This window comes from Pseudomonas kielensis, assembly GCF_014236655.1.
GTDB classification, from domain to species: Bacteria; Pseudomonadota; Gammaproteobacteria; order Pseudomonadales; family Pseudomonadaceae; genus Aquipseudomonas; species Aquipseudomonas kielensis.
In genome coordinates, this window is record NZ_JACMYG010000010.1 from 80,862 (window position 1) to 94,115 (window position 13,254).

12 protein-coding genes are annotated in these 13,254 nt (G+C 61.8%); 8 read left to right on the plus strand and 4 right to left on the minus strand.

Annotation, left to right across the window (positions count from 1 at the left end):
• Window positions 1-6: 6 nt before the first annotated feature.
• Window positions 7-1,317 carry an NAD(P)/FAD-dependent oxidoreductase gene (locus tag H7995_RS12370; protein ID WP_166589276.1) on the minus strand — a complete coding sequence of 437 codons (1,311 nt, stop codon included), beginning with the start codon at window positions 1,315-1,317 and terminating at the stop codon, window positions 7-9.
• Between the two features lie 149 nt (window positions 1,318-1,466).
• Here H7995_RS12370 and H7995_RS12375 point away from each other — a divergent pair, with 149 nt between their 5' ends.
• A complete protein-coding gene (locus H7995_RS12375) occupies window positions 1,467-1,820 on the plus strand; it encodes a YkgJ family cysteine cluster protein (RefSeq protein WP_166589275.1) in 354 nt (117 codons plus the stop codon).
• Window positions 1,821-1,854: 34 nt separating this feature from the next.
• On the opposite strand, the gene H7995_RS12380 is transcribed toward H7995_RS12375, so the two are convergent.
• Window positions 1,855-2,343: an Lrp/AsnC ligand binding domain-containing protein gene (locus H7995_RS12380; RefSeq protein WP_010465173.1), complete on the minus strand. Its 489-nt coding sequence runs from the start codon at window positions 2,341-2,343 to the stop codon at window positions 1,855-1,857.
• Window positions 2,344-2,499: 156 nt separating this feature from the next.
• Between H7995_RS12380 and dadA the strand changes: the two genes are divergently transcribed.
• The 6 genes from dadA (at window position 2,500) to H7995_RS12410 (ending at window position 8,626) form a co-directional block, all read left to right on the plus strand.
• Window positions 2,500-3,804, plus strand: coding sequence for a D-amino acid dehydrogenase (gene dadA, locus H7995_RS12385; RefSeq protein ID WP_095164851.1), 1,305 nt, complete (start codon window positions 2,500-2,502; stop codon window positions 3,802-3,804).
• On the plus strand, window positions 3,776-4,129 hold the full coding sequence (locus tag H7995_RS12390; RefSeq protein WP_166589274.1) for a RidA family protein: 354 nt from the start codon (window positions 3,776-3,778) through the stop codon (window positions 4,127-4,129). The genes dadA and H7995_RS12390 overlap by 29 nt, the downstream gene beginning before the upstream one ends.
• Before the next feature lie 92 nt (window positions 4,130-4,221).
• On the plus strand, window positions 4,222-5,295 hold the full coding sequence (alr, locus tag H7995_RS12395; protein ID WP_166589273.1) for an alanine racemase: 1,074 nt from the start codon (window positions 4,222-4,224) through the stop codon (window positions 5,293-5,295).
• Window positions 5,296-5,423: 128 nt separating this feature from the next.
• A complete protein-coding gene (locus H7995_RS12400; RefSeq protein WP_166589272.1) occupies window positions 5,424-5,972 on the plus strand; it encodes a cupin domain-containing protein in 549 nt (182 codons plus the stop codon).
• Between the two features lie 182 nt (window positions 5,973-6,154).
• Complete coding sequence (locus tag H7995_RS12405; protein WP_095164845.1) at window positions 6,155-6,568, plus strand: c-type cytochrome; 414 nt, start codon at window positions 6,155-6,157, stop codon at window positions 6,566-6,568.
• Between the two features lie 135 nt (window positions 6,569-6,703).
• Window positions 6,704-8,626 carry an acetyl-CoA hydrolase/transferase family protein gene (locus H7995_RS12410; protein WP_185818435.1) on the plus strand — a complete coding sequence of 641 codons (1,923 nt, stop codon included), beginning with the start codon at window positions 6,704-6,706 and terminating at the stop codon, window positions 8,624-8,626.
• Between the two features lie 40 nt (window positions 8,627-8,666).
• On the opposite strand, the gene H7995_RS12415 is transcribed toward H7995_RS12410, so the two are convergent.
• Together H7995_RS12415 and rep are read right to left on the minus strand one after the other, a co-directional pair.
• Window positions 8,667-9,239 carry a xanthine phosphoribosyltransferase gene (locus tag H7995_RS12415; protein WP_095081958.1) on the minus strand — a complete coding sequence of 191 codons (573 nt, stop codon included), beginning with the start codon at window positions 9,237-9,239 and terminating at the stop codon, window positions 8,667-8,669.
• A gap of 56 nt (window positions 9,240-9,295) precedes the next feature.
• Window positions 9,296-11,305, minus strand: coding sequence for a DNA helicase Rep (rep, locus tag H7995_RS12420; RefSeq protein ID WP_166589270.1), 2,010 nt, complete (start codon window positions 11,303-11,305; stop codon window positions 9,296-9,298).
• A gap of 265 nt (window positions 11,306-11,570) precedes the next feature.
• Between rep and H7995_RS12425 the strand changes: the two genes are divergently transcribed.
• Complete coding sequence (locus H7995_RS12425) at window positions 11,571-13,244, plus strand: putative bifunctional diguanylate cyclase/phosphodiesterase (protein ID WP_166589269.1); 1,674 nt, start codon at window positions 11,571-11,573, stop codon at window positions 13,242-13,244.
• The last annotated feature ends 10 nt before the right edge of the window (window positions 13,245-13,254 follow it).

The window sequence follows — 13,254 nt, forward strand, 5'->3', positions numbered from 1 at the left end:
TTCGGCTCAGGCCAGCTCTTTGAGCCGGTGCCACAACATCCCCAGGGCCAGCAGTGGCGAGCGCAGGTAGCGGCCGCCCGGGAAGGTCACGTGCGGTACTTTGGCGAACAGGTCGAAACCGCCGCTGTGCTGGCCGCTGATGGCCTCACCCAGCAGTTTGCCGGCCAGGTGAGTGGCATTCACCCCGTGTCCGGAGTACGCCTGGGCGTAATACACATTCGGCTGGTCCTTGAGCCGGCCGATCTGGGGCAGGCGGTTGGCGCCAATGCCGATCATGCCGCCCCACTGATAGTCGATCTTCACCGCGCTCAGTTGCGGGAAAACCTCCAGCATCTTCGGCCGCATGTAGGCGCCGATGTCTGCCGGATCGCGGCCCGAATAGTGGCAGGCGCCGCCAAACAGCAGGCGCCGGTCCGCCGAAAGCCGGTAATAGTCCAGTGCCACGCGTTGGTCGCACACGGCCATGTTCTGCGGCAGCAAGGCGTGGGCTTGCTCTTCACTCAGGGGTTCGGTGGCGATGATGTAGCTGCCGGCGGGCAGCACCTTGCCGCTCAGGTGCGGGTTGAGGTGATTGAGGTAAGCGTTGCAACCCAGCACCAGGGTCTTGGCGCGGACCGAACCTTGCGCGGTATGGACCTTGACCTCAGGCCCGTAGTCGATGCGGGTCACTGCCGATTGCTCGAACAGGCGGACCCCCAGTTGCTGGGCAGCGGCGGCTTCACCCAAGGCCAGGTTCAGCGGGTGCAGGTGGCCCGAACCCATGTCAATCAGCCCGCCCACGTAGCGGTCCGAGCCGACCACGCTGTGCATTTCGTGGGCTTGCAGCAGACGGGTGCTGTGGCGATAGCCGAGGCTGCGCAGCTCGTCCGCGTCTGCGGCGAAACCTTCCAGGTCGCGGGGTTTGTTGGCCAGGTCGCAGTAGCCCCAGGTCAGGTCGCAGGGGATCTGGAACTGCTCGACCCGCTGGCGAACGATGTCCACCGCTTCCAGGCCCATCAGTTTCATCTGGCGGACGCCTTCGGCCCCCAGCACATTGCTGAACTGGTCCAGGCCATGGCCGACGCCACGAATCAACTGCCCGCCATTACGTCCGCTGGCGCCCCAGCCGATCTTGTGTGCCTCCAGCAGCACCACGCTGAGGCCGCGCTGGGCCAGTTCGATGGCCGTGTTCAGCCCGGAAAAGCCGCCGCCCACCACGCACACGTCGGCCAGCTGTTCACCCGCAAGCACCGGATGATCCGGCTGCGGCAGGCTGCTGGCGGCGTAATAGGAGGCGATGTGGGTGCTCGGGACAGGCGGCTGAACACGGGCAGTCATGGGATGATCCTGATTATCGGGTGTTGAGTAAATTTTACGGAGCATAAGCCGGACCTTTCAGCCTGGGCAACACTGGTCGGTTGTTGCTGTCTGGCGCAGGGCTTTTAGGGCAAAATCCGTCCTTGTTCACCTTAGGGGTATTTGTTTCGATGAGCTGCAACCGCGAGACCGTTCGTACCCTGCGCCAGCAGATCCCCACATTCGAGTGCGTGCCCGGCTGTCATGACTGCTGTGGTCCGGTCACCACCTCGCCGGAAGAAATGTCCCGCCTGCCACGCAAGACCCGCGCCGAGCAGGATGCCGCCCTGGAAGAACTGAACTGCGTACACCTGGGCCCCAACGGCTGCACCGTGTACGAGGAGCGGCCGCTGATCTGTCGCTTGTTCGGCACCACCAAGACCCTGCCATGCCCCAACGGTCGTGGGCCGGTGGAGTTGATCCACCCACGGGCCGAGGCACAGGTGTTCGAGTACATGGCTGCGAACCGACAGGTTCTGGTCTAGGGCTCGCGAAGCGTCCAAACACGCACCACAAGCCTCAATCCGGAATCGGCAAGCACAAACTCTCCTTCACCTCTTCCATCACGATGTAGCTCTTGGACTCACGCACGTGGGGCAGTTTGAGCAGGATATCGCCGAGCAATTTGCGGTATGAGGCCATCTCGGAAATCCGCGCCTTCACCAGGTAGTCGAAATCCCCGGACACCAGGTGGCATTCCAGTACGTGAGGCAGTTTCAGCACCGCGCGGCGGAATTCTTCGAAGGTGTCACCGGACTTGTAGTCCAGGCTGATCTCGACGAACACCAGCAGGCTGCCCTTGAGGTGTTGCGGATTGAGCCGGGCGTTGTAGCCCATGATGATCCCTTCGCGCTCCAGGCGCCGCACCCGCTCGGTACAGGGCGTGGTCGACAGGCCGACCTTCTCCCCCAGCTCGGTAAACGAAATGCGCCCGTCAGCCTGGAGGATGCGCAGGATGTTGCGGTCGATCTTGTCCAGCTCGCGTTTGGTTTGAGTGTTGGTCCGCATAGGGGATGCGCCTCCGTGAAAAGCCAAATTGCCGAGAATTGTCGCCAAATATAGGCACTTATATAGTGAAAAGCACTGGCAAATGTTTTTTACACTGCGCTCATCAATGCTTGTACACAACAACGTCAGCGGTTTGCCGCGATGAGGGATAAAAAAATGCGCGTTCTGGTCTTGGGTAGCGGCGTAATCGGTACCGCCAGTGCCTACTATCTGGCTCGGGCCGGCTTTGAAGTGACGGTTGTGGATCGTCAACCGGCCGCTGCCATGGAAACCAGTTTCGCCAACGCCGGCCAGGTATCGCCGGGCTATGCGTCGCCATGGGCTGCCCCGGGTGTGCCGCTCAAGGCCATCAAGTGGCTGCTGCAGCGCCACGCCCCGCTGGCCATCAAGGCCACCGCCGATATCGACCAGTACCTGTGGATGGCGCAGATGCTGCGCAACTGCACCGCCAGCCGTTATGCGGTGAACAAGGAGCGCATGGTCCGTCTGTCCGAGTACAGCCGTGACTGCCTCGACGAATTGCGTGCCGAAACCGGCATCGCCTACGAAGGCCGCAGCCTGGGGACCACCCAGCTGTTCCGCACCCAGGCGCAACTTGATGGCGCCGCCAAGGACATCGCGGTACTCAAGGAGTCCGGCGTACCGTTCGAGCTGCTCGACCGCGCCGGCATTGCCCGCGTCGAACCGGCCCTGGCCAGCGTCACCGACATCCTGGCCGGTGCCCTGCGCCTGCCGAACGACCAGACCGGCGACTGCCAGATTTTCACCACCCGCCTGGCGGAAATGGCGATCAAGCTGGGTGTTGAATTCCGCTTCGGCCAGGACATCCAGCGCCTGGACTTCGCCGGTGACCGGATCAACGGCGTGTGGATCGACGGCAAGCTCGAAACCGCCGACCGCTACGTGCTGGCGCTGGGCAGTTACTCGCCGCAGTTGCTCAAGCCGTTGGGCATCAAGGCCCCGGTGTATCCGCTCAAGGGTTACTCGCTGACCGTGCCGATCACCAATCCGGCCATGGCCCCGACCTCGACCATTCTCGACGAGACCTACAAGGTCGCGATTACCCGTTTCGACAACCGCATCCGCGTCGGCGGCATGGCGGAGATTGCCGGTTTTGACCTGTCGCTGAATCCGCGTCGGCGTGAAACGCTGGAGATGATCGTCAACGATCTCTATCCTCAGGGCGGCGACCTGCAGCAAGCCAGCTTCTGGACCGGTCTGCGTCCGACCACGCCGGATGGCACGCCGATTGTCGGTGCCACCCCGTTCAAGAACCTGTTCCTGAACACCGGCCACGGCACGCTCGGTTGGACCATGGCGTGTGGCTCCGGCCGCCTGCTGGCTGACCTGATGGCCAAGAAAACGCCGCAGATCAGCGCCGAAGGCCTCGATATTTCCCGTTATGGCAACACCCACCAGGAGTCTGCAAAACATGTCAATCCAGCGCCAGCTCACCAATGAGCGTTTGAGCCAGATCGTAGTCCACAGCGGTACGGTGTACCTGGCGGGACAGGTCGGCGACGACATGAACGCCGGGATTGAACAGCAGACCCGCGAGACCCTGGCCAACATCGAGCGTTTGCTGGACCTGGCCGGTACCGACAAGACCCGGTTGCTGTCGGTGACGATCTACCTGAAAGACATCGATGCCGATTTCCAGGGCATGAACAGTGTCTGGGACAGCTGGCTGCCCAAGAACGTCGCGCCAGCGCGGGCGACGGTGGAAGCCAAGCTGTGTGAACCGGAAATCCTGGTGGAAATGTCGGTCGTTGCCGCGCTGCCGTAAATGATCCCTCTGCCGGTGCTGTTGGCGGTTCATACTGTCTCCAGCACCGGTTTTTTCTTTCCCCCCCGCCAACCGCCTGGAAGCCTGCCGCCATGCGTCCTGCTCGTGCCCTGATTGATCTGCAAGCCCTGCGTCACAACTACCAACTGGCCCGTGAAGTCTCGGGGGCGCGCGCCCTCGCGGTGATCAAGGCCGATGCCTATGGCCATGGCGCAGTGCGCTGTGCCCAGGCGCTGGAAGCGGATGCCGATGGGTTTGCCGTGGCCTGCATCGAAGAAGCCCTGGAGCTGCGCGCTGCTGGAATTCGTGCGCCGGTGCTGCTGCTCGAAGGCTTTTTCGAAGCCGATGAGCTGTCGCTGATCGTCGAGCAGGATTTGTGGTGCGTGGTGCATTCGTTGTGGCAGCTCGAAGCCATCGAGCAGGCTACGCTGCGCAAGCCGATCACGGTCTGGCTCAAGCTGGACTCGGGCATGCACCGGGTCGGTCTGCACCCGGCGGACTATCAGGCGGCGTATCAACGGCTGCTGGCCAGCGGCAAGGTCGCGAAGATCGTGCTGATGAGCCACTTCGCCCGCGCCGATGAGCTCGACAGCAACAGCGCCAGCGAGCAGGTCGCGGTATTTGAAGCGGCGCGCCAGGGCTTGTCGGCGCAGGTCAGCCTGCGTAACTCCCCGGCGGTGCTGGGTTGGCCGCAGGTGCCTAGCGACTGGGTGCGTCCCGGCATCATGCTGTACGGCGCCACCCCGTTCGAGGAAGCCAACGCGGTGGCCGCGCGTTTACAACCGGTGATGACCCTGGAGTCGAAAGTCATCAGTGTGCGCGAGTTGCCCGCCGGTGAACCCGTGGGTTATGGCGCCCGCTTCATCACGCCTAAACCCATGCGCCTTGGCGTGGTCGCCATGGGCTATGCCGACGGCTATCCGCGTCAGGCGCCGACCGGTACGCCGGTGTTGGTGGCGGGGCAGCGCAGTCAGTTGCTGGGGCGAGTGTCGATGGACATGCTGTGCATCGATTTGACCGATGTGCCCCAGGCAGGCCTGGGCTCGACGGTCGAGTTATGGGGCAAGAACATCCTCGCCAGCGATATCGCGATGGCTGCGGACACCATTCCTTATCAGATCTTCTGCAACCTGCGTCGGGTGCCACGGCTCTATTCCGAGGTCTGACGGGCCGCGGGCTACAGCCGCCGGGCTTCTGCCGAACAGGACCTGGGCTCAAGTGTTGTAAATACTGAACGCTGTCGCCATGATAACGCTCAATATTTACATAACCTGAATCCTGGGAGGCAAATGCATTGGACGTCGGTGAACGACTGCAATCGATCCGTAAACTCAAAGGTCTTTCCCAGCGTGAGCTCGCCAAACGCGCGGGTGTGACCAACAGCACCATTTCCATGATCGAGAAAAACAGTGTCAGCCCTTCCATCAGTTCGCTGAGGAAGGTGCTTGGCGGCATCCCCATGTCCATGGTCGAGTTCTTTTCCGAAGAGATCCTCCAGGAAAAACCCACGCAGATCGTCTATAAAGCCAGCGAGCTGATCGATATCTCTGATGGCGCGGTGACCATGAAACTGGTGGGCAAGGCCCATCCGAGCCGTGCAATCGCCTTCCTCAACGAGATCTATCCACCGGGTGCCGATACCGGTGAAGAGATGCTCATCCACGAAGGGGAGGAAACCGGGATTCTGCTTGAAGGGCGTCTGGAACTGGTGGTCGGGCTTGAGACCTTCGTGCTCGAAGCCGGTGACAGCTACTACTTTGAAAGCACCAAGCCCCATCGTTTCCGCAATCCGTTTGATGCGCCAGCGCGACTAATCAGCGCAGCCACGCCGGCCAATTTCTAAGAAAAGAGGCGTCCGCCAAGGTTTTTCGAGGCGCCCGAGCAGTATTTCGCCATGACTTAATACCCCTAGGACTTTAGGGTTGTTTCAGTGTGGCGGGCTAACCGTTATACTTGCGCCCGCCTGCGAAACCGTGGCCGTGGGCGTGACTAGCCACCATTGAGGGTGTACGCGTGAACCTAATTATGAAAATGCTGGCCGCACCAGCAACCGTATTGGCCCTTTGGGCAGTCAGCGCTCAAGCTGCGACCAACGACGATATTGCCAAACGCCTTGAACCAGTCGGTCAGGTCTGTGTGCAAGGTCAGGAGTGCAAGGGGATGGAAGTCGCTGCTTCGGCAGGCGGCGGCGGGGCGAAAACCCCGGACGAGATCATTGCCAAACATTGCAACGCTTGCCACGGCAGTGGCCTGCTGGGTGCACCGAAAATCGGTGACACTGCAGCCTGGAAAGAGCGTGCCGATCACCAGGGCGGCCTTGACGGCATCCTGGCCAAGGCCATCACCGGGATCAACGCAATGCCACCTAAAGGCACCTGCGCAGATTGCTCCGATGATGACCTCAAAGGCGCTATCCAGAAGATGTCCGGCCTGAAATAAGCCGCCATCTTCAGCAAAAAAGCCGCTTGCGAGCGGCTTTTTTGTGCCTGGGATTTGACCTCACGACTGGTCATGGCGCGCAAGACCCGGCAAGCTCGGGCAAGCGTTGTTCATGGATAGGTCGGGAGGGGTCTGATGGTGCAGTCCGTTTCAATCGAGCAGGCAGTCGATGAAGTACTGGCGCGATTACCCGCGCACATCCACCTGGGCATGCCGTTGGGGTTGGGCAAGCCCAACCGCTTCGTCAACGCGCTCTATCAGCGCATCGCCCAGTTGCCCGAGCGCCAACTGACGGTCTATACCGCCTTGAGCCTGGGGCGTCCGCCCTTGGGCGACGGCCTGCAGCGGCGGTTCCTGGAGCCTTTCATCGAGCGCGTGTTTGGCGACTACCCGGAGCTGGACTTCCTCGCGGACCTGCGTAAAGACCAACTGCCCGCGAACATCCACATCCAGCAATTTTTCATGCAGCCTGGCAGCTTGCTGCACAGCGCCTCGGCACAGCAGGACTACGTCAGCAGCAATTACAGCCACGCCGCCCGGGATATCAACGCCGCTGGCTTGAACCTGGTGGCGCAGTTGGTGGCCCAGGACCCGCAGCATCCGGGCCGCCTGAGCCTGAGCTGCAATCCCGATATCACCCTCGACCTGCTGCCCATGATCGCCAAGCGCAGGGCGGCGGGCGAAACCATCCTGATGCTCGGCCAGGTGCACAGCGACCTGCCGTACATGCCCGGCGATTCAGAAGTCGACCGCCAGACGTTCGATTGGCTGATCGACGAGGAGGAGCGCAGCACCCTGTTTTCCACCCCCAACATGCCAGTGGGTTTCCAGGATCATTTCATTGGCCTGCACGCCAGCACCCTGGTGCGCGACGGCGGCACCTTGCAGATCGGCATTGGCTCCATGGGCGATGCGCTGACCGCCGCGTTGCTCGCGCGGCAAGCGGACAACGAGCAGTACCGCACGCTGCTGACCGACCTCGACGCGCACTACTGGGCCCCCCTGATCAGTCGCGAAGGTGGCGTCGAGCCTTTTGCCAAGGGGCTGTACGGTTGCAGCGAGATGTTCGTCAACGGCCTGCTGGCGTTGTCTGACGCCGGCATCGTGCGGCGCAAGGTTTACCCCAGCATTGCCCTGCAACAGCAGGCCAATGCGGGCACCCTGGATGAGACGGTGGCGCAGGGGGGCGTGTCGATTCACGGTGGATTCTTCCTCGGCCCGCGCAGCTTCTATCAGCGCCTGCGCGATCTGCCCCGGGACCAGCTCGGCGAATTCAACATGACCGCCATCAGCTATATCAACGAGCTGTACGGCCAGGAGCAGCTCAAGCGCTTGCAGCGCCAGGATGCACGCTTCATCAACAGTGCCTTCACCATGACCCTGATGGGGGCCGGGGTGGCCGACCAACTGGAAGATGGGCGGGTGCTGAGTGGGGTCGGCGGGCAATACAACTTTGTCGCCCAGGGCCATGCCCTGGAGGGCGCGCGCTCGATCCTGATTCTGCGCAGTTGCCGTGAGTCCGGTGGCGACATCAGCTCCAACATCGTCTGGCAGTACGGCCACTGCACGATCCCGCGGCACCTGCGCGACATCGTGATCACCGAGTACGGGATCGCCGACCTGCGCGGTCAAACCGATGCCAAGGTCATCGAATTGCTGCTCAACATCAGCGACTCACGTTTCCAGCCCGGCTTGATCGAGCAGGCGCAGAAAGCCGGCAAGCTGGCGAAGGATTTCCGCCTGGACGCGCGCTTCACCGACAATACCCCGCAGCGTTTGCAGGCCATCGCCGCGCGGCACCCGCAGTTGTTCCCGGAGTATCCGTTGGGCAGTGATTTTTCCAGCGAGGAGCGGGACGTGTTGCGGGCGTTGAACTGGCTCAAGAGCAAATTCAAGCTGACCGAGATCCTGCAGTTGGGCAAGGCAGCGCTGGATGCGCCGCCGCCGTCAGAGTACCCGCAGCACCTGGCGCGCATGCAACTGACGAAGCCTGAGGGCTTGAAGCAGGATCTGTATCAGCGGTTACTGCTGGCAGGCTTGAAGGCCACGGCGCAGTAGCGGCCCCCACCAAACATCGGTGGGAGCGAGCCGGGGGGCATTACTCGATAAAGGTCACTACGCCGCCTGCCAGGGATTTGACCCGGGCCAGGGATTCTACTCGGTAGCCCTGGGAGTCCAGCTCGGCGCGGCCGCCCTGGAACGACTTCTCGATCACGATGCCCAGGCCGGCCACGGTGGCGCCCGCCTGCTTGATGATCGAAATCAGGGCCTGGGACGCCTTACCGTTGGCCAGGAAGTCATCGATGATCAGCACGCGGTCGCTGCTGGTCAGGTGGCGCGGGGAGATGGCCACGGTGCTTTCGGTCTGCTTGGTGAACGAGTACACGGTCGCCGACAGCAGGTTTTCAGTCAGGGTCAGGGACTGGTGCTTGCGGGCGAAGATCACCGGAACGCCCAGGTTCAGGCCGGTCATGATAGCCGGGGCAATGCCGGAGGCTTCGATGGTGACGATCTTGGTGATGCCCGAGTCCTTGAACAGCGCGGCGAATTCGTCGCCGATCAGCTTCATCAAAGCCGGGTCGATCTGGTGGTTCAGAAAGGCGTCGACTTTCAGGACCTGGTCGGAAAGCACTATGCCTTCTTCGCGAATTTTCTTGTGCAGTGCTTCCACAACAGCTTCCTCTGGTGGCGCGACGGCGCCGAAAGTAGATTAAAAAGTAGTCGATTCTAGCGCTTTAACATCGCGCGTATATCGGCCAATGCGGTATTACCGCGCACGGCTTTGACTTCGGTCGGGGTGTCGTCATTGCCTTCCCAGGCCAGGTCGTCCGGCGGCAGCTCATCGAGGAACCGGCTCGGGGAGCAGTCGATGATCTCGCCGTACTGCTTGCGCTTGGCGGCAAAGGTGAAGGCCAGGGTCTGGCGTGCGCGGGTAATCCCGACATAGGCCAGGCGACGTTCTTCTTCGATGGTGTCGGCTTCGATGCTGGAGCGGTGCGGGAGGATTTCTTCTTCCATGCCCATGATGAACACGTAGGGGAATTCCAGGCCCTTGGAGGCGTGCAAGGTCATCATCTGCACGCCTTCGGCGCCGTCTTCCTCTTCCTGCTGGCGTTCGAGCATGTCACGCAGGACCAGCTTGCCAATGGCATCCTCCACGGTCATGTCGCCTTCTTCGTCCTTCTCGAGGGTGTTTTTCAACGCCTCGATCAGGAACCAGACGTTGCCCATGCGGTAGTCGGCGGCCTTGTCGCTGGAGCTGTTGGTGCGCAGCCAGTTCTCGTAATCGATGTCCATGACCATGCTGCGCAGGGCCGAAATCGGGTCTTCGCCGGCGCATTGCTCGCGGACCTTGTCCATGAAGCGCTTGAAGCGCGCCAGGCGGTCGGTGAAGCGGTTGTCCAGGTGCTCGCCCAGGCCGATCTCGTCGGTGGCGGCGTACATCGAAATCTTGCGTTCGGTGGCGTAGTTGCCGAGCTTTTCCAGGGTGGTCGAGCCGATTTCCCGGCGCGGGACGTTGATCACGCGCAGGAAGGCGTTGTCGTCGTCCGGGTTCACAATCAGCCGGAAGTAGGCCATCAGGTCTTTGACTTCCTGGCGTCCGAAAAAGCTGTTGCCGCCGGACAGGCGATACGGCACCTGGTGGTGCTGCAACTTGAGCTCGATCAGCTTGGCCTGGTAGTTGCCCCGGTAGAGGATCGCAAAATCGCTGTACGGGCGGTCGGTGCGCAGGTGCAGGCTGAGGATTTCCACGGCCACGCGCTCGGCTTCGGCATCTTCGTTGCGGCAGCGAATCACGCGGATCTCGTCCCCGTGGCCCATCTCACTCCACAGTTGTTTTTCAAACTCGTGGGGGTTGTTGGAGATCAGCACGTTGGCGCAGCGCAGGATGCGGCTGGTGGAGCGGTAGTTCTGCTCCAGCATCACCACTTTCAAGGACGGGTAGTCGTCCTTGAGCAACATCAGGTTTTCCGGACGGGCGCCGCGCCAGGCGTAGATCGACTGGTCATCGTCGCCCACCACGGTGAACTGGTTGCGCTTGCCGATCAGCAACTTCACCAGCAAATACTGGCTGGCGTTGGTGTCCTGGTACTCGTCCACCAGCAGGTAGCGGACTTTGTTCTGCCACTTTTCGAGGATGTCGGCGTGTTCCTGGAACAGCTTGACCGGCAACAGGATCAGGTCGTCGAAGTCCACTGCGTTGAACGCCTTGAGCGTGCGCTGGTAGTGGGTGTAGACGATGGCCGCGGTCTGTTCTTTGGGATTGCGCGCATTCTCCAGCGCCTCGGGCGGCAGGATCAGGTCGTTCTTCCAGGCGCCGATCATGTTCTTGATCTCGTCGACGCCGTCGTCGCCCGAGTATTCCTTCTGCATGATGTCGGTCATCAGGGACTTGACGTCGGTTTCGTCGAAGATCGAGAAACCGGGCTTGTAGCCCAGGCGCACATGCTCCTTGCGGATGATGTTCAGCCCCAGGTTGTGGAAGGTGCACACCGTCAGGCCGCGGCCTTCACCGCCCTTGAGCAGGGTGCCGACGCGCTCCTTCATCTCGCGCGCCGCCTTGTTGGTAAAGGTCATGGCGACGATGTACTGGGCGCGAATGCCGCAGTTCTGGATCAGATGCGCGATCTTGCGGGTGATCACGCTGGTCTTGCCGGAGCCAGCGCCGGCGAGCACCAAAAGAGGGCCGCCGACGTAGCTCACGGCTTCTTGCTGCCGGGGATTGAGTCGGGACATGACGGAAAAAGGAGTCGTTTGCGAAAAGGGCGGGCATTTTAACAGGATGCACGGATTCTGCCGCCTCTCTCCGACTTGTGACGCAGCACTCGATCTGTATTTGCCGGTTTTGTTACTTTCGCGCAGGATGCAGGAAGAATTTGCGTCTAATGTTCGATCTCTGAAGTGGCACAACGCTATTATTGAGAATCAATGGCATTTGTCATTGATCATCGGTGCGTCATAATGCCGCCGCCAACACCTTTGCAGAGTCTAGGGAGCTAGCTTGTCTACGCCTGTCGAACCCTTGCGCTTGTTGCTGCTGGCCGAAGAGCCAGTGTGGGCAGCGTTGTTGCGCGAGTGTCTGGCTCCGATGGGGAGCTCGGCTGTGCTGATCAGTGCACCGACCTGGGAGTCGGTGAGCAGTCTATTTACCGACAACCGCACTGCGGTCCTGCTGACTATTCCTGCCCTGCAACCGGAGCCGGGGCGGTGCAGCCTGCCAACGGTGTTGCTGCTCGAACACGAACCCCTCACCCCGCCGGACGGTGTCAGCGACTGGCTGGTGCGCGATGCACTGGATGCGGGCATGCTGCGGCGTTGCCTACGGCATGTGCGTGAGCGCGGGGTGCTGGAAAACACTTTGCAGCGTCTTGCCGAACAGGACCCCTTGACCGGCATCGCCAATCGCCAGGGCTTCCAGACCTTGCTGGCCACGCGCCTGGCGGAAAATGACGGCCGGGGCCTGGCACTGGGGCACCTGGACCTCGACAACTTTCGCTACGCCAACGACGCCCTGGGCCATCAGGCCGGCGACCGGTTGATTTTGCAGGTGGTTGCGCGGCTCAAGAGCCAGTTGGAGGCCGGTGATCAACTGGCGCGGCTGGGCAGTGATGAATTTGCCTTGCTCATCGACACCCGCCGCGCGCCACAACGCGCCGAGTGGATGGCCGAGCGCATCACCGAAGCCTTGTCCGAACCCTACTGGATCGACGGTGAAAGCCTGTTGATCGGCGCCAGCCTGGGGATTGCCCACGCACGCGCCCAGGCCGGGGCCGACCCGCTGATGTGGCATGCCCATATCGCCATGCAGCAGGCCAAGAGCACCCAGGGTTGCACCTTCCATATCTTCAACGAGCGGATCAACCGCAACGCCCGCAGCATGGCGGACCTGGAAAGCGAGTTGCGCCGAGCCTTGCGCCGCGACGAGCTGGAGCTGCATTACCAGCCACGGCTGAACCTGGAGGACGGGCAGATTGTCGGCCTCGAAGCCCTGGTGCGCTGGCGACATGCCGAGCGTGGCTTGTTGCCGCCCAGTGAGTTTGTGCCGCTCGCCGAGCAGAGCGGGCTGATCGTGCCGCTTGGCTACTGGGTCATCTCCCGCGCTCTGCGGGACATGCAGGCGTTGCGCGAGCGCGGCCTGCCGCCGTTGCACATGGCGGTCAACCTGTCATTCCGCCAGTTCCAGGACAGCCAGTTGCTCTCGACCTTGAGCCGCCTGATCACCGAGCGGGGAGTCGATGCGCAGTGGCTGGAGTTCGAACTCACTGAAACCGCGGTGATGCGGCGCAGTGATCTGGTCCAGCAGACCATGGATGCCCTGGGGCGACTCGGCGTGCGGTTTTCCCTGGACGACTTTGGCACCGGGTTCTCCTCGTTCGTGCACCTCAACAGCCTGCCGATCGCCTTGTTGAAAATCGACAAGAGCTTTGTCGCAGGCATGGAGCGGCGTGAGGAGAATCGCAAGCTGGTCCACGCGATGATCAACCTGGCTCACAACCTCCATCTGGAGGTGGTCGCCGAGGGCGTCGAAACCCCGGAGCAACTAGAGCTGTTGCGCGGCTTCGGTTGCGACCAGGTGCAGGGCTACCTGATCAGCAAGCCGTTGCCGCTGAGCGAACTGGTGGAATACCTGACGTTCGGCTCCAGCCAGCAGCCGGTGCTGGAAATCGTCAACTGAGCTCGCCCCA

Bases quoted from the DNA above. Each gene is read 5' to 3' on its own strand.
- H7995_RS12370 (WP_166589276.1), bottom strand. From the start codon at position 1,317: ATGACTGCCCGTGTTCAGCCGCCTGTCCCGAGCACCCACATCGCCTCC.
- H7995_RS12375 (WP_166589275.1), top strand. From the start codon at position 1,467: ATGAGCTGCAACCGCGAGACCGTTCGTACCCTGCGCCAGCAGATCCCC.
- H7995_RS12380 (WP_010465173.1), bottom strand. From the start codon at position 2,343: ATGCGGACCAACACTCAAACCAAACGCGAGCTGGACAAGATCGACCGC.
- dadA (WP_095164851.1), top strand. From the start codon at position 2,500: ATGCGCGTTCTGGTCTTGGGTAGCGGCGTAATCGGTACCGCCAGTGCC.
- H7995_RS12390 (WP_166589274.1), top strand. From the start codon at position 3,776: ATGTCAATCCAGCGCCAGCTCACCAATGAGCGTTTGAGCCAGATCGTA.
- alr (WP_166589273.1), top strand. From the start codon at position 4,222: ATGCGTCCTGCTCGTGCCCTGATTGATCTGCAAGCCCTGCGTCACAAC.
- H7995_RS12405 (WP_095164845.1), top strand. From the start codon at position 6,155: ATGAAAATGCTGGCCGCACCAGCAACCGTATTGGCCCTTTGGGCAGTC.
- H7995_RS12410 (WP_185818435.1), top strand. From the start codon at position 6,704: ATGGTGCAGTCCGTTTCAATCGAGCAGGCAGTCGATGAAGTACTGGCG.
- rep (WP_166589270.1), bottom strand. From the start codon at position 11,305: ATGTCCCGACTCAATCCCCGGCAGCAAGAAGCCGTGAGCTACGTCGGC.